This window comes from Pedobacter endophyticus (assembly GCF_015679185.1).
Lineage (GTDB): Bacteria > Bacteroidota > Bacteroidia > Sphingobacteriales > Sphingobacteriaceae > Pedobacter > Pedobacter endophyticus.
Map to the genome: position 1 here is coordinate 1,094,795 of NZ_CP064939.1, position 18,348 is coordinate 1,113,142.

Below are 18,348 nucleotides of genomic sequence, written 5' to 3' on the forward strand. Positions count from 1 at the left end.
ACTTAATCTAGATCAAATCTTTTAGAGCTAAGCAATGGTTGTTAAGAGTGAATAAATTATATTTGATGCGAAGAAGCCGAAGATGATCGAAATACTCTTAAAGCATATTGAAGAAAAGGTAAGCCTTACCGCAACTGATAAAGAGATGATCAGTCCTTTTTTTATAAGGAAAAGACTACGCAAGAGGCAGTACTTACTTCAAGAGGGAGATGTATGCAGGTACCTTTCATTCGTTGCCAAAGGATTACTCAGAAGCTATAATGTTGATGAAAAAGGCGACGAACATATGAGTATTTTTGGCTGGGAAGGATGGTGGATTTCTGATTTTAACAGTTTCCTTTCTGTAGTACCTGCAATGTTTTATATAGATGCCATTGAAGATTCGGAGGTATTGATGATTTCCAGATCTGATTATGATACATTAACGCTCCAAGTTCCTATCATGGACCGCTATTTTAGGATACTGTTTCAAAACAGCCTGGTTACCAAAGAGCGACGTTTAATGAGCTCTATTACGCACAGTGCGGAAGAAAAGTATATCCAGCTACTTGATTCTAATCCTGAAATCATCAATAAAATACCCCAAAACATGGTAGCATCCTATTTAGGTATTGCACCCGAAACATTGAGCCGTATTAAGAGAAATCTTACTTACAAAAAATAAATTTGCCTAAATTTCAAGCTAACAGCACTTAAAGCGCAATTTAAAGATAAAATCAATATTCAACCTCTGGTGATCAGGGCTATAAAAACGCTCTGTACTCTTCCTGGTCTCTATCAAACAGCACGATTGAAGAGAAAAAATACCTCGTAGAGATAATTTTTATTGGAAGGTTGATTTATGACAAAGATGGGTATCGAACCACAAATATCAATCCGATTGCAGCGATAACCTTTTTGAAAAACAAAGCGTTACAAGGACATAAAAAAGGGGAAAAGTATCTTTAAAAGACTCTTTTCCCCAGCTACGGGTCGCTAACCACACATTTCTCGCAGTCTGATATTGCTCAAATCGCTCAAATCGCATCACTTTTTGAAAAACTTGAAAATCCTGAAAATGGATCAATTTCATAAATTAAAAACTTTCAAATAATTAAAAAAAGAGAAGCGAATGAAAATAGCAGATTTATATATAAGAGTAAGTACGGATGAGCAGGCTGAAAAAGGCTACTCGTTGAACCTACAAAAACACATACTTGAAAAGTATTGCGAGCTAAATAAAATTAATATCAGACAGATCATAATAGAAGATTTCTCCGCAAAAACCTTCAATCGCCCCGAGTGGAACAAGTTCTTAGCATTCTTAAAAAGAAATAAAAAAGAGTCCGACCTTTTACTATTTACAAGATGGGACAGATTTAGTAGGAATACAAGTGATGCATACCAAACTATAGCCGTATTGAAAAAATTAGGCATAGAGGCTCAAGCTGTTGAACAACCCTTAAATCTCAATGTGCCAGAGAACAAATTAATGCTTGCTATCTATCTTACAATGCCAGAAATCGAAAATGATCGCAAGGGACTTAGTACTCAAGCAGGCTTAAGAAGAGCGAAAAAAGAAGGTAGATGGACAGGGCCTGCCCCTTTAGGCTATATAAACAAAACAACCGAGGAGGGGAAAAAGTATATGGCAATAAAAGAACCAGAAGCATCTATAGTGAAATGGATTTTTTATTGCTTGGAAAATTACGACTTTGCTCCAGAAAACGTATTGCATATAGCAAATAAAAAAGGCTTGGTTTGCAGCAAAAGTAACTTTTATTGCATAATCAATAACCCAATGTATTGTGGTAAAGTTAGTGTCCCGAGATACCAAAATGAAGAAGCCTATTATGTAATTGGAAGACATCAGCCACTCATTACAGAGGAACAATTTGATAGTATTCAAAAAAAACTGAAAATAAAATCAAAATCTCATGGCATTGGAATCCTAGAACCGGAGCAACTACTAATGCGTGGATTTTTATATTGCAGTAAATGCAATATAAAGCTAACCGCCAGCGCTCCAGGAGGAAGAAAACCAAGAACTTATTATTACCATTGTACCTCCAAATGCGGTCTGAGATTCAGAGCTAATTTTGCTAATGAAAAGTTTATTGAACAGATCCAAAATGTTTTTGTAGATAAGGAAGTGATAAGACTTTTCATCAAAATGATGATCAAGGCACATACCAGTCAGGTAGGTCCAATACCCGAAAAAAGAAAACAGCTGTTGTCCGAGATAAAAGCAGTAAACAGAAAAGCCATTAAGGCTAGAGAATTAATGCTTGAAAAACAATTAGAAATTGATGAATATGAGCTAATAAAAAATTCCATTAACAGAAAGATCAGGCATCTTGAATTTGAGCTGGATGAAATAAAAGCAGAGCAAATTTCCTGGAAAAACTTAAAGGCCGTATCAAAATCCGCCCTTCAATCATTTTCTAAATTAAGCGGCCTTTTCGCAGACGCAAATATAGGCGGGAAGAGACTGTTAATTTCGACTATCATAAAACCTAAATTAATATCTGACGGAAAAGAGTTTCACTCAAATCAATTTAACGAAGTTGTTCAGATTCTGATATACATTAATACTTTAATTAGAAAGAACTATACAAAAGATTGTCAGGAACCTACAATCATAATCAACAGCTCATTTGTTTCAAAACTCAAAGCTATCGGAGATTTACTCATAACAGTACCAGAATTTAACGGTTACGCTGAGTTGATAAAAGAGAAGCGAGAGCTCCAAAATCTAGAACCCAAAACAAATATAAAAAAAGCGAAAATTAGAAAGAAAAGACTGGCAAGGAAAATAATTATTAGAAAATGGTTAATGGAAAGTTCAGAATTTATGGAAGAATAAATGAAAATTCTTTTTTCACTTCTCTTCCGTCTTTGACAACCAGTTTTGTCAATTATTCCAAAAAAGAGTATACCAATATCTATTGATTCGCCTTGGTTGCATACGATAGTTGGAGTTTTACCACAACCTAGTACGGCGGTCTGTGCATTCAAAAGCACTATAATCATTCCCTAGCAACCCTGCACATACAGCGGCTATCAATATGTGGAGAACTGTTTGATATGCTATCTATAAACCCATTTATCAACTGCCATATTACGTCGTTCTTTTTTATTCTAAAACTAAGCTAATTTTCTTTCTGGTTTTAGCCATAATTAGATTTTTAAACTAATTAAAACCTCAAGATTTCAGTATGTCTGTCTCATTGCAGCTATCTGGCCTAAAAATAAAAAATCCGCAAAAACCAAAATGGCCATGCGGATTGTTAAATGTTATAGGCTTAATTATTAATAAACCAAATCCAGTTCATATGGATTTGAAATCGTCTTTTTCCCAAAACGCTTTAAAAGCTCCAGTTCATCTGTAGCATTAATATGCTCTTTTTCTATAATCTCTTTCACCGCCGGCTGCTTTAAACCCGGAATCCTGGTTTGGAAGAATGGCCACAAGACTTCGTTCTGATAGACTTTATCCAATTGCGAAAAACCAGCTATGTGATTATATTCATTTTTATGTTTTTTAAACTCTTCGGAATATTTAAATTCCCATATGCCTTTTTCACAATGCAATGTTCCAATTACCAATTTGTTAACTTTAAGTTCAAATGTGGCATTGGCATTCTCTGGGAGATGAACTTCTAATTCATTCTCCTCCCCTGATTTCGAAAAAAAGCGTTTTAAATAATTTAACATATTAAATCCCCCTTACTTTTTTAAATCGTTGTTGTACAATATACTCAATTAATTCGCATCTCTCACTGATAAAGAATCCAAAAAAATTCTTCCTCAGCATCTCAATTACTTTTTTTTCATTATCGACAGAGGCCATATCTGCTATAATAACGCGAAATTCATCCTTATAGTTTTTAAGATAGCTTATAAGGCCGAAATGATTTATTTCACTGTTACCGTCAATACTGATCCGCGGACACGCATTTTCAATATAGTGCTCAATTTTCTTCCCCCCGGAATTCATCGCCCGAAGATTGTTTACCATAAAATCATCCCTTCTGTTCCAAAGAAACCCCCTTGCAGAATCATAAAATGGCGCAAATCTGGGAACCTCACTGATCTTTTTGATATTGGTAATTACCCCCCAGTTATAAAAATGTCGATCGTTATTTCCTGCAATTGCATCAAATGTTATCATTTTGACAAGCTCTCTTATCAGATTGTTACAATGGGAACCAAACTTTGCAGCCATTGCCTTTTCGATAAATTGAAAAGTAAAAAGTTCTCTGGAAGTTGCCCTATCATTTGCTATTTCCTCAGCGAAAGTCATATCCTCCAAGTATTCCCCGGAAATTTCAGCTCCGTGAACCAGTGCCTCATTATTTTTCAGGAAAAACCTGCTTAGAAACCTGATCTGTCCATTGATTTTGTAGAGGGCTACCTCATTCATCTCCAGTCCCAACTGTACGCCTATACAGTTGATCATGTATTCTATTACAGATTCATGGGGATACCACTTTTCTGCTGTCTTTGCAATATAAGGAATCCAGGTCTTCGTATTACGCCGATGAATTCCACTATCGGGATGATAGGTATAAAGCCGTATAAATTGCTTGGGTGCATCTCCATCTAGAGGTCTGTTGTCTACTATATAATCTTTTTCCCTAATGACCGGAATATCGTCCTCATTGAGCAATAAACCTGAACATTTCATGGAACGTTCTTTTCTTAATTTATCGAGAGATGTGAACACTAAAAGAAATAATTTATTTACAAATATACGGGATAGTTTCTTTTTTTTTTGACAAATAACCTCTTGCGAACAAAAATGACAATCATTGATGAATTAAAAGCTTCCAAAAGAGCCTCTATGCCTATGCTGATAAAAAAGCTATCTGTTGAGGTGAATGATTTAAAAGATATAGCAGGAATGGGTCGGCTTTTATCGGGAGACCTGACGATCCACTATATTATTATTCAAGTTTGAGCTTACCAGGGTTCCGTCCCTGAATAGCTCAAAACCGGAAATTTTGGCTGTCGTATAAATAGCTAAACTTTTGGGAGGCCATTCGATACCTTTACCAATACTCTGCCAGTTTACCCCTATATCTGATGGATAATAATCCCAGTTTTCCCAAGCACTTTCTTTTATTAGAAGTCCATCAAAGCCCAGTTCTTTGGTCAGATATTCATTTCTGTTCCCTTCCCAATCCGTTCCATAACACAATAAATCTGCTGCTTTATTAAACTCAGTTATCTGGTCATCTTGGCGGTAATTAAGGTAGTTTTTCGAAACTCCAGCACGCAGTAAAATACTCCGGACGCGAGATGCGTCCAGAGCTTTATCAGCATCCAAGATGCTGAAATCCGCATTCAAGGATATTTTGTAGATTTTTGCAAAACCAAGATTACCGAAAGCCTCCTCGCCCATCAACCTTGATTTCTGGAGCACAAGATGGCTAAAGAGACAAGCTGCATCTTCGCTTAAAGATGTGTAGAATGCATCTCCAAGTGTGAGCCTGTTCCAGCCAACACCTTTACCGGATTGTATATTTATTTTGTCTCCAATAAGTCCTAAAGAACCATGATAAAGTTCCATAGCCCCTGGATTAAAAACCCTGATATTGTACATATAGTATAATTTAGCGGTCTAGATTTCCCCCTAATGCTTTAGGCAACTGAATAAGGCCAGACTGTCCGCCATCATGAACACGCTCTACTGAGCAGATTTTTTCTGTATTGTAAATTACAACTGTTGCAGGAGCGCTGACACACCAGTTATTCCAGCATCTCTCCCAATTTACGCCGATATGATCTGCTTCAAGATACAAAGGTAGATATGGCTTTTGAACAAAGAAGAGTCCATCAAAACCCATTGATCTAGTCAGATACTCCTTAGCATTCATTGACTGAAAACCTCCTATTTCGATGAAATCGACCACAGCTGGAAAAGAAGCAAGTTCAGAGCGAGTAAGCATATTAATATCTGATATCTGTATCCCTGCATGCTTCATGGCACTCACTGCGGCACCGACATCGAGTTTATCCGTTTCGCGAAGCAGGTACAAATCTTTTGCTAACGAAACGTTATAGACCTTTCCAGTAAGTGCTTTTTCGGGATCATGCCCTAGATGAAAAAGTTTTTCTCGCATCATTACATGGCTGTAGAAAAGGGCTATTTCCTTTGATGTTGTCGTGTAGAAACCGTTACCAAGAGTTAAATCATTTGAACCAATGCCGATATTTGAGCGAATCTGGATTTGGTTACCATCCAAATGATCGGTACCATGATACAGGGATAAATCCTTTTCAACCATTTTTCACTATTTATTCCAACCATCCATTTATATCCTGATGTTTATTAGGCTATTAGCTTCAGACCTTTGCCTTGTATTTCTGCTTTACACCCTTCTGCATTTTCCAAACCTGCCGCTTTACTGACCATTGATGCTAGCCATGCTCTTTTGCATATTGTTCAAGTTGTGGCGAAAGATATTCGGATAGCAAAAACTTATGCTTTTTTTGCTCAACAAAAAAAAAGCGCTTCGAAATTAGACTTAGAATAGCCGTCATAGTGACCGCATTCAGAATATTAATAAGGCAGATCACAATAAAAAAACTATCAATGGTATTTCTGCTTGGAATGACATAGTGTTCATCCGCCCATTCAATCTGGCAGTTCTGAAGCCTAATAGCCATTTCCTCGACAAAGGATTTTTTTTGGATTTATTTTTTGCTGTTGAATTTACTTACTTTATCACAGCCCCAACTGCTTTCAAGCAGCGAGAAAAAGCTCTGAGAGGAGATCAGCCAAACAGCCATGCTCTTTTACTGCGGCGGAATTGCCGAAACAATACGTCTTGCCAGTTTGTGTTTACGCCCATAATAGCCTATGGGGGTCTTAATTTCAGTCTGGTCATAATTTCTAATACAATTCATCAATGCTAAAATCAACTTTTTCACCCTCTATCATGATCGATATCCTGCATTTGACATCCGGCGTGGCCATACTTTCCACATGAAAGTGCTTGCCATTCAATTCGTAAAGCGGATGATCTCTCTTAAGGTCAAGGGTGACCCATCCGGTCGCCCGGATGTGGTCTATCTTCGCGAAAAGCTTTCTCATTGTTCTTTTGCTGTTAAAAGCGATTATCTCCCTATTTCCTCGCTTTGGGAAACATCACCACCTCGCTGGTTTTCCCAGGGAAACTGCTCTTCCGTATTGCGGGCATCGATTTCGCTATTTCGGGAAGTACTTTGTTCAACCGAGGCCCTACTTTCCTTTTGCTCTTCTTTTTTAGGAAAGATTTCATCCTGGCGGATAATAGCCATATTCTTATCATAAACATCAAGTCCCTTAAACTGGGGATTTGCGGTTACCAGTACAGCAACGGCTTTCTTACCTACCATCATCTCGGCCGGCGCCATATGACCACTTCGCAGCATTTTCATCATGCTATCCTTTCCAGTTTCTGAGAGACCCTTGAAAGGATATTTGTCGATAACATCAGATAGCTCGAACTTGAATTCAGGGTAAAACTTTTTCAGGGGATGGTTGCCATAGGCATCCTGCACGTCAAGATTGAGCTTGAACCATACTTTTTTCTTTTCCGGGCTTTCACTGTTTTCTGTTTTAGTGTAAACATCACGTTCCAGTGAATTCCCGTTGAGCAGTTTATATGCCTGCAAGGCTGTGATGCGGTTGTCCCTTTCCAGGTCAAAAACCTGTCTAACCGGGAGAGCGCTCCCGGCCTTGTTGAGAGTCACCTCATAATCGTTGAGAAAATACATGTCGCTCTGCTTGGAACGGTTGAAATTCAGCATGAATTTTACTTGGTCTGATCCAAAGACCGGGTTCTTTTTGGCTTGGGCAGATGTGTAACTTTGCGTTACACCCAAGGTAAAGGCAGGAAGTTCCCTAGAAACTGCGGATTCTAGGACATCGTTGAGCTTTGTTCCGAAGCCCAGGTAATCCAGGCTCTTTTTTAGGTAATCTAAATTTTGTTCATTCATAATAATAAGTTTTAATTAAAATAAGCTGAGCTGCTGCTCAGCCTGGGGAGGCTCATAGCCATTTTCTATGGCAAGGTGTTCTCCAAGCGCGACTGCCAGTTCCTGGATCGATCCATATCCGCACCTGGTTAAAAAAGCAGAAAATAGAAAATGTGACCGGTATCCGGTACCAGGAATGATCTGGGAATCTGAGCGGAATTCCAGGTGCACGACGGTTGGCTCTTTCTCATCAATTCTTTTGCTGGGCCAGTTGTACACATAGTTTACATTTACATCAAATCCAAATACCAGGATATCGAGATTTGTATCCTGCTTGAAAATTTCTGGAATCATGGTCTTAAATTTTACCGCATTCTCAAAGGCCTGACATTGGTCCTAAATCCGGTGACCTTGCAAAATCTATTAAGTGAAAAGCGTGATTCCGTACATGAAAATTCACATGACTTGAAAGTGAAGATCACTTTATCATTAAAGATTAGAAAAGTTGCATCGAGACCTTTGAGCCACAAGGAAATCTTGCAGAAGAGCACTATTGCTGACATATCGTTACCGAATGCTGTTCTAAACCTCGCATTCTGAAACATTGAACGGATAGCGCGTATGTTTTCTGGGAGCGGAAGAAAACCTACAGTGACCAAGGCGGCATGTTGAACATTAACTGCTGTGTCTTCGCCTAAAACTTTCAATGCCTCCCTTTTGTCATAAAAGGCATAGACATTTAGGATACTAACCGGAGGGAGTCCAGATGGAATTAAATAAGAAAAAATACCATGCTCAATCCAGTCTACATCCATTCTTATCTGGATACACCATGGCCATATCCCCTTGTATATTCACTTTTGAAGTTTATAAGTTCCATCTGCTGCAACTTTTCATCAGAAAGCGAACCGTCACTTTTCTTCATTTCCAGAAACGCGGTCTCAAAAGCAGGGGAAAAAGGAGTCTGGTGAATACTTACATCCATGATCGGAGAAATATTCTTTATTAAAAACCTTGTTGCGGCTCCATCTTTCAAAACAGTAAGGATTAAAGCTGTACGACTGGCTAAGATCCCCTGGGGTTCACTGGCCCTGTGCTGAACCATAGTCCCATCGGCGAGCTGGACAATTTTTCCAAGGGCGAAATCTTCTCTTTTGTTAGTATCTAATTGTTCTCCATTGATCTGAAAGGGAATCTCTACCGCTGCCGGATCATAGGAAATAAACTCCTTGGTCTCTCTATCATACTCAAACACAATGGTTTTGCTACCGCCACCCGGAAAATCAATGCTTTTTGCAATATTTTTTGCTTCTCCGGAAATCAGCTCATTAGTTTCGATATCCGATAAACCAACAGAGCGTTTTGGCTCTTTGTAGATAGGGTGCAATTTGATTTGCTGAAGACTATCTGGATCGGTATTTAAGGATAGTTTTGCATCAAGACTATCGATTGTGAAAGACTCGCTGACCAGGTTCTTAAGATTAACCAAGGATGTCCTTCTACCAGAAAGAAGTGCGGAAAGATCCGTTTCATCCAGTAAGTGCCTGGCTCCGTCGTATAGACCCAGCCTGGATAGCTCTGCGATCGGCAGCGCTTCTTCAATAATTAAATTTTTCATAAAATCCTTTTATCTGTTTAAATCAAGTTGTGATTGGTTTCCTTCCGGCATAATTTCGTTAGGCTGTTTCTCGTTTTGAAACTCAGCACCAACATGAGTTTTGAGGTATAAAAGGGCTTCATAAAGTTTGTCTTCCCGGCTTAAGGTAAATGCATTGCCATTGAGGCTTTCCTGCATTTTAAGCTTGCCTTGTTTTAAGTGCCCCATCACTTCATAGACAGAACCGTTATATGGGATTTTATCTCCAGTGGTGAGATATCCGGTAGTCCTTACCGGAGCGGGCTGCATTGCATTTAAGGAAACCTTTTCATTGGTGATCTCCTGTTTTCTTTCTATATCCATGATATAGCCAAGTATGCGCTCGGCATCCATTGCCGCCGAAAAGATTTCGAAGGGATTGTTCTTTAAGATCGATATCCAACTTTCCACATAGGCGTAATGCTGCCCGGGATCATGACCGATGCCAAGTTCCTGACCTAGGAGCATCGAAGCGATTTCTGCTTTGAGCTCTTCCCTTGCATACAATGGATCACCGAATCCGCCGCCCATCTCCCTGTTTAGGCGCTCTGGATGCCCGGTCCAGTGGCCCAGCTCGTGAAGCAGTGTCGCATAATATTTTCCGCTTTCAGAAAACCAGTCCTTGTAGGGTAGCGTGATCGAATCTTTTTTTAGATCATAAAAAGCATTGGCCGAATACTGATGATGAACAACCGCCTCTGAAGAGGTGATCAGTTTTTCTGCCCGTTCAATAGGCTCCCACTGGTTGCCGGGCTTTTCTTTTTCCAGCTTAGGCATGCCCTCGATCTGGGCGGCATTAAACACGTAAGCATTGCGGATAATGGCATGGGGGAGTTCCCTGGTTTCCTTAACCGGTTTTCCCAGTTCATCGTGCACGACCTTCCCCGAACTGTCTCGCTTTAGCTGTTCATCTTTGGTCTTTACAAACTGTATGAGCATTGATTTTTCTCCCTTTCTGACCTGCATGCCGCTTTCCTCTGCTTGTCTGTAGGTCATCCACCTTGGATCTTCCCTGCCTGCCATCAAAAGCGATAATGCATTGATCCCCTTATACCTATTGCCACTCTGAAAATTATAAGGTAGTAACAAAGGCATGCCAGATGAATCCCAGGGAATCTGCCATGGAGCGGTTCCTTGGCGAAGTGCATCGATTACCTTTTCGGCCACCTGGACATGCAGGGGTTTATGAACTTCTTTTTTATCCATCTTGCTCTTCCTCCATATCGGCAAAGCCAATTCCGTAGAGCCATGCCTCATCCAGGTTCAGCTCCACCTCTTCCACCATCGCGAGCAGTTCCAGCTTTTGCCTGAGGGTTAAATAGGCTGAATTTTCCATAAAATTTATTTGATTAATTTTGACCACCTGGTAGTAGCGGAGAATAAAATTTACCGGGTGAATGTAGACTCCATTGCTGCGAAGACTAAAGTGCAGGTGTTCACCAGTTACCCTACCGGTAGATCCCGTAACTGCTATCAGCTCCCCGGAATTCAACACTTGGCCCCTTTGAACCAGAATTATCGAAAGGTGGCCATATATGCTTTCAAGTCCGGAATGATCAATCCTGATGAACTTTCCCAGAATTGGATTAAAGCCTACACCTGATACCTTTCCAGCAAAAAAAGAAAATACAGGTTCATTCCTCGCGCGCAAATCAATGCCCCGATGGAAGTCATTTTCATGTGTTACCGGATGGATCCTTTTACCAAACGCACTATTTACCTTCATCGAATTTAGTGGCATGGAGATCTGGGCGTAAGCGGATAAAGAAGAGAAGACAGAAACGAAAAGTGCACTAGCCAGAAGCCTAACGCTCAAAAGAAACATTTTCACTGATATCCATAATCTGATTTCGGGAAATATAATCTTCCAGGGAGATCATGCTTCTTTTCATGACCTCCGGACTATCCAGGGCAATTTTCATTGCGGCAGAGACGTTGCCGAAACCAGAACGTTCCTGTTTCATATTGAGCTCCAGCAAGTCGTGAAATGTCTTAGCATCCATATCCTTTACCCCGGTCATGGTATCTTGGTAAAGCTCATTTTTATCTCTGAGCACAAGCAGGGCATCCGATGAATACTTGCCTATGGGACCGCCACCAAAGCCGACACTAATGGTATCCCTTTTTAGATCCACTGTTGCAATCACGCCGATTTGGCCCTGCCTGGAAACAGGATCTGTGGTCAGCTGTGGATGTACCACCAAAAGCTTTCCGGTTAGTTCTTCCATAAGAATTGATTTTAAGAATGAAAAAAATTTTTATCGCTTCATACCGCCCGCCATTGAGGCTTTGGGAGTTTCGCTACTTTTTGGACCGGCACTTTCGGTTCTGAATTTTGTCACCAGCATCTGTACTTCATTATTGATGCGCATGAAGTTTCTACGCAGTACCTCTTCTTTCTTCCCTGCGAAATCATAGTATATTGGCATATCCGGATAAAAGCTTTCCTCTTTAGCTATTACTTCCATATCCAAATTTACCCTGCAGTTGATAGCCGAGGTCTCATACTTCCCGGTGTATTCTTCTACCGCGTCTGCTGCCAGCATACCGACAAGCTCACCGGCTTTTAATGAGGCTATTTTACCGGCGGGTATGAGTGATTCGAGTTTTTCTGAAAGTGAAAGCGAGGTCTTGGTCCTGTCAATAGATAGGCTCTCGGACTGCTGCTTAACCTTTCCAAATAGACGCTCAAGCCATTCCAGCGTTTCTTTATTTCTTACCGATCCGGATAGCACATTCCCAACTACTGAGGTAATCGTGCTTGCCGTATCCTTTCCATACTGCTGCTGGAATTGGGGAAGCTCTTGAAGGCCCATGAGTACGGCAACCTTATTGGACCTGGCGGTAGCAATCAGGTTTTCTATGCGGTGGACAAACAGTGTAGGAAGCTCATCAATAATCAATGCTGATGGCCGGTTACCTTTTGAGTTGATCAGCCTGGTCAGCCTGTTGAGCACTACAGAATAGCAGGCAGAATTGATATTCTGAGTATTGGGATCATTGGCGAGGATTAACATAGAGGGTTCAGTGTGCGAAGAAATCTTTAAGTTGAAATCATCTCCTGAAAAAACCCAAAAAGTTTCCTTTGTAGCTAGCCTGGAGATGAAAACTTTTAGCGTTCCGATCTGCCCTTCCAATTGATTGAATGCCTTGGCTTGATAGGCAGTAGCAAAGGGAGAGAGCAGGCTCTTGAGCTCAGGATTGGAAAAGAGTACCGAAAAGATCTGCTCATAGCTGCAGTTCAAAAATGAGAGTACGTGGGGAAAAGTCGAATACTTTCCTCCTTCGTACTGGGAAAAGAAATAGATGCAGGAAGAAAGAAAATTTACCGCACTCTGGGTAAAAAACTGATCGCTACCGCCTGATTTATCTCCTTTCTTAAGCGCTTCTACCAGGGCTTCCGCCGTTTCGCCTGCATCGGCTAGTGTTAGGATATAATCCGGCCTTAATACATTTATTCTCCTGCTGCGTTCTACATGAGTTAGATTAATGACATGAAAATCAAACCCTGAGAGCTTTCCATTCTTTTTGCCAAGCAGATAATGGTAGTAGGCAATCTGCCCAAGGTCGGGGTCGAGTAAGTCAGCGGAATTGCTCCCGCCTTCTCCTCTAAGAACCGTACGTGAGAGTTTCCAACTCATACGGCTCAAGTAATTGCCATCTATTCACATAGACGGCCTCATCGAGAAGCCCTCTTTTTAAGGTAAACACTTCTGCGACAACCATCATGTACAAGTTCGTGAATTGCCTTGTTGTTGACAATACTTTTGGTAGTGCCCCAAGGTAATTCTCTGTCAATTTTGTTGCCGCAGATAGGGCATGTGCGTTTCTGTTTCTCCCATAACTTAAGGAGAGTCGTCTTTCCTTTTAATGTCTGTAACATTTTGTACGTTTCACGCTTTTCAAAATAGTACGTCCATGTAGGGTCGAAGGGGTTTGCACTTCCGTGGATCTTGACATTCCTGGTTATGTTTATATTGGAAAGATGTTTCAATGTCAGATAGTTTTTATCCTCATTTTCATTCTCCTTCCAAGTAAAACACCAGTCTCGATTGCCGATCTTTTGAAAGTACTTTTGTTTAACCCATTTCCTTCCCTTGTTAGCGGAATGGCGACGATTACACCATGACCATATTTTTTGAAAGATCAAGTGATCGCAGTTCTGAAATATATCCGAGGCAACGCTATGTTTATAGTAGTTGCCCCAGCCAGTAATAACAGGGTTTAGCATGCGTATAAGTGAATCCTGTCTCGTAGATTGATTGGACTTAATAATGTCCTTTATCTTTAATAGGAATTTCTTCATGCCACTCTTTGATGGTCTTGTAAGTACCACATGTTTAAATCTGCGGACATTGAAACCCAGGAAATCGAAGCCTTCGTCTATATGGGTTATCTTGGTCTTTTCTTCAGAAAGGATTAATCCTCTTTGTTTTAAGAATTCAACAACCACAGGCTTAACCTCTTTTTCCAGTGCTTCCTGCGTTTTTCCTGTGATAATAAAATCATCAGCATACCTTACCAACCTTACGGCTGGGTAATATGATTTGCCACTTACTGTAGTGCGTTGGAATTTATCCAGCAGCACGGTTTCTAAACCATCAAGAGTCATGTTGGCAAGCGTTGGTGATATGATACCTCCCTGAGGGGTTCCTTCCTCTGTTGGAAACAGCTCATCCTTAAAGATGAAACCACATTTAAGCCACTTTTTTAACATGGTTTTGTCCATTGGGATGTTCTCCAATAGCCATTGGTGGCTGATGTGATCAAAACAACCTTTAATATCTCCTTCCATAACCCATTTCGGGGAGAGTTTCTCTTTACCCAAAAGTGTGTGACACTGTGTGATAGCATCCATCGTGCAGCGTTCTCTTCTGAAACCATAAGAGTGTTTATCTGCCTTCGTTTCTGCTACCGGCTCCAATGCCATGAGATATAAAGCCTGCATTGCTCTATCTTTCATCGTCGGAATGCCCAGAGGGCGTAATTTCCCATTGCTTTTTTCAATATGTACCCGTCTTAAAGGCTGTGGATTGTAACCTTTTCTTTTCAGATCAGCAATAGCCTTTAATCTTTCAACAGGCGAATCCCAAGTTACCTTGTCAACACCTGCTGTGTTTTTCCCCTTGTTAGAGGTTACTCTTTTCACAGCCAAAGCTTTGGCGTAATAAGAGTGTGTTAGTACCCATTGTAAGGATTTTACCTTACCATGTTTACTTTCTTTCTGAGCTTTTACAATACGTGCTTGTAGCTTTCCAACTCCATTCTTGCATTTGTCCCAATCAATGTTGTTCCAATTGCTGAGCTCTTTGTCAGTAGGCGCACACGCTGTTTTACTTACGTTCATTTGCTTTCCTCCTTTAAAAAGTTCTAAAAGTTTCTTGTAAAATAATTACCATATACAGAAGTCTGCCCACTTTCGTGTGGAGTGACGTTTAAACTCCTATCCATTTCATTACAAAATGGCATTCGCTTTCTCTGTAATCCCATACCCGCACCACTATCGGCCTTCCTTACAGTCGGCTTTCCTGCATCCGCAGGAATGATACGGGCTTACAACGTTCCGTGTAAGTAACAACGAAGGGTTAGGTCCTATCTCTACGCCGGCAGTTCTGTTGTTCGTGTAATCCCAAAATCCCAGAGATTATCCAACTGCGTCACCTTTTGGTTCAAGCCTATCAGCATTGTTTGGCTTGCTCGATTTAACGACCTTTTAATGATAGTTCACTTTCGTTGACCATACCTTCAGCCTCGCCCCCAGACAGCATAATGCTTACCGTCGTTGTTTCCACCTCACGGCATCAACTTCTTCACCTGCCGGTGAAAGGGTTACTTTGTCAGGGCAGCTTCACACAAAACAATTACTCGTAATGCATGTGCCCTTAGGCTACTATTGACGACACAATAGGTTCAATCTCCGTTGAACAATTACTTACACAGCCTCGTTTCGCACAAACTTAAAATCGTAACAGCAGATACAAAATTCCTTAGCGGTAAGCTGCCGGATGAAGGGCATAACGACCCCAAAACTTTTTCCCGAGCCGGGCGTTCCGATCAAAAGTGTGCCGCGAAAGATGTTTTCGATGTTAATAAAACCCTGATGCACCCTCTTGCGATAATAAAACAGTGAGGGAATACTAATAGCAAATGGTCCTTTAACCGGCTTTTTTGCCTGCATAAAGGATTCTTCCTCGGTATTCCATTTATCCTTGCCTAAAGAAGAGCTGATAATCTTGGAAACATTGTCCATTGCGATGTGCACCAGAATCGTCCCGATTAGCAAAAGAGAGATATAGCCGACATCTGGCCAGCTGGTCAGGTAAAAAACTGCATTCCCCTCTTCTCCAAAAACGAAGATGCTCATGGCCAGTAAGGCCAGTCCCGAAAAGAGCGGATAAATGATTGCTTTTCTGGTATCGAGATCTTTGTCTTTTTTGCTCAGTGTTCCGATCGATACCAGCGAAATCAGCAATAGGGAGAAAAACCGGCTGTAGAGCGGGTGCTGATAAATAATAATACGCGACATTCCGAGCAAAAACCTGCTGAGTCCAATTTTCTCCACGCCGGCTTCGGTTAGCAGCTTAGGTGCATAAATGAACATAAGAACGTCTAGCAAAAGGAGCAGATAAATAGCAAATTGTAAGAAGCGGTGCAGGCTCTGTTGTTCCTTGCTTTCTTCCATAAGTAACTCTTAAAAGGTATTGGCGCTCAGGATATCAGCGTAGTGTAAGGAAAGACGAAGGTTTCTTCCTGAAATCTGCTTTTCGGAAAGTTCAATATTGAATACCTTGTCACCTGGGAATGTGGCCTTTTTGATTACATAGATGTTCCGATAAGATTTTGTAAACCTTTCAAAGGGATAGAGCTGAAAAACAGGCTTTATTTCTACAGACTGAACATTGGTTGATTTATTTACCTTTCTGTCCTCTATCTTAAAACGGAGCTCATCTACCTCAAATATAAGATTGGTGGAGTTGGTGAAACTCAGGTCCAAAAGAATACAATCGCTAAGGGTAAAAACCTGGTTTACCACCAGCGATATCCCAAAACCAGAGGCCTTCCTTACCGGACTTTTTCCGCGCCCCTTTAACAGGGAAAGTGCATTGCTCTTCATTTCGTTCTGTGATAATCCAATCCCGGAAATATCCAGTGGCCGCATCTGCGATGGGATGATATCTACCATAGAAGAAATCTGCTGCGGGCATGAAGGCGGTAAAAAGCAGATCCTGTATTGCGCAATAAAGGTCTCTCCAACAATGGTCACAAGGCCACCATCACCGCTGGAGGAAAGAGCGGCAATAGAGTCAGGTACCGCCTTTATCCGTAGAACGTTCTTTTCCGGGAGATCGCCTATGAGCGAGCTGCTGGAAAGGTCCACATAGGAAATTTTCTCGGGTGAGATGAAGTGGAGCGAAACTGATCCGGATATCCCGATCACCGGAATTTCGGTAAGGGCAACCGCATTTGGCACCTGCGCATAGAGCGAAAGTGCGCTCAAAAATATTTGAGCAAGGAACAATATTTTTTTCATAAAATTTAATAGGATTGTTGTTTTCTTTTTAGCTCTTCAGGATCGATGAGATGAACCTGGGTATTGTATTTTACCTTGACCTTATTAGACCTGATCAGCTTATTTACCGCTGTTGTGGTAGACTGGAACATTTTGGAAAGCACGCCCATCACCAGCTGGTTGTTGTTTTCTTCCATCTGCTGAATGGTAATCCCACCAGTACCTGAACTGCTCATATCCCTGGTAAATTCGCGGAAAGCGGATGATGGAACATAGATCCCGGCCATCCCGTCGTTATCATAGACCTGAAGATTTACCGGCAGTATTTCCCCGCCGTAAAATACTGAAGAAATTACCAGTGATACCCTTTGGGCAGAAAAGCCGGATATAGTAGCATACAAATAGGTTCCTTTACGGATTAGGAACTTCCCGACCAGGATATCATCAGTTAATCTGATGCGTAGGCGTGATCCCGAAAAACCGGTGACATCCTGATCAATGATCGCAGAAATCGGACGATGGGCGTCTCCTGATACTATAGTATTAAATCTGGTCGAATTACCGGACGCCCTTTTGACAGGCATACTTTTTTTGCTCTTGGCCTCGGCTTCTGCCGCTTTTAGGGAACGCTCTTTCTCCCGCCTTTCCATTTCCGCGGGATCGTTCGCTTTTCCCATGCTGTCCACAAGGGCCATCTGTGCCCGGAAGAGCTGCATGGGGTCGGATGAATTAGCAGAATTACTGACCTCCCTTTTCTCACCGCTTTCCTGCTGTTTGATCTTTGATAATGCTAAGGCGAGGGCCAGATCCTGCTCAGATCTGCTAGGGTTTCGGGACCTTACATAGTCCTTTCCGGCTGAAGGATAACTGCTGACAACATTTCCCTGTTGAGCTGCCAAACCATACTTTTTCTTCATTACCAGATCAATGGAGTCAAGCATCCGTTTCTCCCTTTCACTGTAGGATGAGTTTACCTGCGCTTGCTCCTGGTTTTCCTCGCCAATACTCCCTACAGCGGTATATCCATCCGCCTGTTTGAATTTGTTCCTAAAGGCATCCAGCTTTCCCGAAAGCTCCTGGCTCCTCACCTGTTGGGAAACATTCGCCACATTGGTCTGCAGTGAATCTTTTCCTACCACCAATTTACCTTCTTTTCCAAAACTGCTTTTATAAACATAAAAGAAAAGCAAAAGAAAAGGCAAACAGATCATGGGAAGCGCATACCGCGGCTTTTTGACATCTATTTTTTTCATAT

General features: G+C 41.2%; 18 protein-coding genes. 2 read left to right on the forward strand and 16 right to left on the reverse strand.

The window, feature by feature from the left end; all coding sequences use genetic code 11:
• Positions 1-82: 82 nt before the first annotated feature.
• Both IZT61_RS04290 and IZT61_RS04295 read left to right on the forward strand, forming a co-directional pair.
• A complete protein-coding gene (locus tag IZT61_RS04290) occupies positions 83-664 on the forward strand; it encodes a Crp/Fnr family transcriptional regulator (protein WP_196099962.1) in 582 nt (193 codons plus the stop codon).
• Positions 665-1,111: 447 nt separating this feature from the next.
• A complete protein-coding gene (locus tag IZT61_RS04295) occupies positions 1,112-2,845 on the forward strand; it encodes a recombinase family protein (protein WP_196099963.1) in 1,734 nt (577 codons plus the stop codon).
• A gap of 446 nt (positions 2,846-3,291) precedes the next feature.
• On the opposite strand, the gene IZT61_RS04300 is transcribed toward IZT61_RS04295, so the two are convergent.
• The 16 genes from IZT61_RS04300 to traM form a co-directional block, all read right to left on the reverse strand.
• Positions 3,292-3,696 carry a HipA N-terminal domain-containing protein gene (locus IZT61_RS04300; RefSeq protein WP_196099964.1) on the reverse strand — a complete coding sequence of 135 codons (405 nt, stop codon included), beginning with the start codon at positions 3,694-3,696 and terminating at the stop codon, positions 3,292-3,294.
• A gap of 1 nt (position 3,697) precedes the next feature.
• Positions 3,698-4,708, reverse strand: a complete 1,011-nt coding sequence (locus IZT61_RS04305; protein WP_196099965.1) for a HipA domain-containing protein — start codon at positions 4,706-4,708, stop codon at positions 3,698-3,700.
• 189 nt (positions 4,709-4,897) lie between these two features.
• A complete protein-coding gene (locus tag IZT61_RS04310) occupies positions 4,898-5,587 on the reverse strand; it encodes a hypothetical protein (RefSeq protein ID WP_196099966.1) in 690 nt (229 codons plus the stop codon).
• Between the two features lie 10 nt (positions 5,588-5,597).
• The gene (locus IZT61_RS04315) at positions 5,598-6,272 is read right to left on the reverse strand and encodes a hypothetical protein (RefSeq protein WP_196099967.1); all 675 of its coding nucleotides are present in this window, start codon (positions 6,270-6,272) and stop codon (positions 5,598-5,600) included.
• Positions 6,273-6,880: 608 nt separating this feature from the next.
• Positions 6,881-7,081 (reverse strand): hypothetical protein, encoded by a 201-nt coding sequence (locus tag IZT61_RS04320; protein ID WP_196099968.1) that lies wholly within the window; start codon positions 7,079-7,081, stop codon positions 6,881-6,883.
• A gap of 23 nt (positions 7,082-7,104) precedes the next feature.
• Positions 7,105-7,968, reverse strand: coding sequence for a hypothetical protein (locus tag IZT61_RS04325; RefSeq protein WP_196099969.1), 864 nt, complete (start codon positions 7,966-7,968; stop codon positions 7,105-7,107).
• Between the two features lie 15 nt (positions 7,969-7,983).
• Positions 7,984-8,301 carry a hypothetical protein gene (locus tag IZT61_RS04330; protein ID WP_196099970.1) on the reverse strand — a complete coding sequence of 106 codons (318 nt, stop codon included), beginning with the start codon at positions 8,299-8,301 and terminating at the stop codon, positions 7,984-7,986.
• A gap of 463 nt (positions 8,302-8,764) precedes the next feature.
• Positions 8,765-9,565, reverse strand: coding sequence for a DUF4099 domain-containing protein (locus tag IZT61_RS04335; RefSeq protein WP_196099971.1), 801 nt, complete (start codon positions 9,563-9,565; stop codon positions 8,765-8,767).
• Between the two features lie 9 nt (positions 9,566-9,574).
• Complete coding sequence (locus IZT61_RS04340; protein WP_196099972.1) at positions 9,575-10,789, reverse strand: ArdC family protein; 1,215 nt, start codon at positions 10,787-10,789, stop codon at positions 9,575-9,577.
• On the reverse strand, positions 10,782-11,309 hold the full coding sequence (locus tag IZT61_RS04345; RefSeq protein WP_196099973.1) for a M23 family metallopeptidase: 528 nt from the start codon (positions 11,307-11,309) through the stop codon (positions 10,782-10,784). The genes IZT61_RS04340 and IZT61_RS04345 overlap by 8 nt, the downstream gene beginning before the upstream one ends.
• A gap of 79 nt (positions 11,310-11,388) precedes the next feature.
• Positions 11,389-11,811, reverse strand: coding sequence for a hypothetical protein (locus tag IZT61_RS04350; protein WP_196099974.1), 423 nt, complete (start codon positions 11,809-11,811; stop codon positions 11,389-11,391).
• Positions 11,812-11,841: 30 nt separating this feature from the next.
• A complete protein-coding gene (locus tag IZT61_RS04355) occupies positions 11,842-13,224 on the reverse strand; it encodes a type IV secretory system conjugative DNA transfer family protein (protein WP_230383844.1) in 1,383 nt (460 codons plus the stop codon).
• A 38-nt stretch (positions 13,225-13,262) separates the two neighbouring features.
• The gene (gene ltrA / locus IZT61_RS04360) at positions 13,263-14,930 is read right to left on the reverse strand and encodes a group II intron reverse transcriptase/maturase (protein ID WP_196099975.1); all 1,668 of its coding nucleotides are present in this window, start codon (positions 14,928-14,930) and stop codon (positions 13,263-13,265) included.
• A gap of 585 nt (positions 14,931-15,515) precedes the next feature.
• Positions 15,516-16,265: a YWFCY domain-containing protein gene (locus IZT61_RS04365; RefSeq protein ID WP_196099976.1), complete on the reverse strand. Its 750-nt coding sequence runs from the start codon at positions 16,263-16,265 to the stop codon at positions 15,516-15,518.
• Positions 16,266-16,274: 9 nt separating this feature from the next.
• Positions 16,275-17,114 carry a DUF4138 domain-containing protein gene (locus tag IZT61_RS04370; protein ID WP_196099977.1) on the reverse strand — a complete coding sequence of 280 codons (840 nt, stop codon included), beginning with the start codon at positions 17,112-17,114 and terminating at the stop codon, positions 16,275-16,277.
• Positions 17,115-17,119: 5 nt separating this feature from the next.
• Positions 17,120-18,346, reverse strand: coding sequence for a conjugative transposon protein TraM (traM, locus tag IZT61_RS04375; protein WP_196099978.1), 1,227 nt, complete (start codon positions 18,344-18,346; stop codon positions 17,120-17,122).
• Positions 18,347-18,348 lie beyond the last annotated feature (2 nt).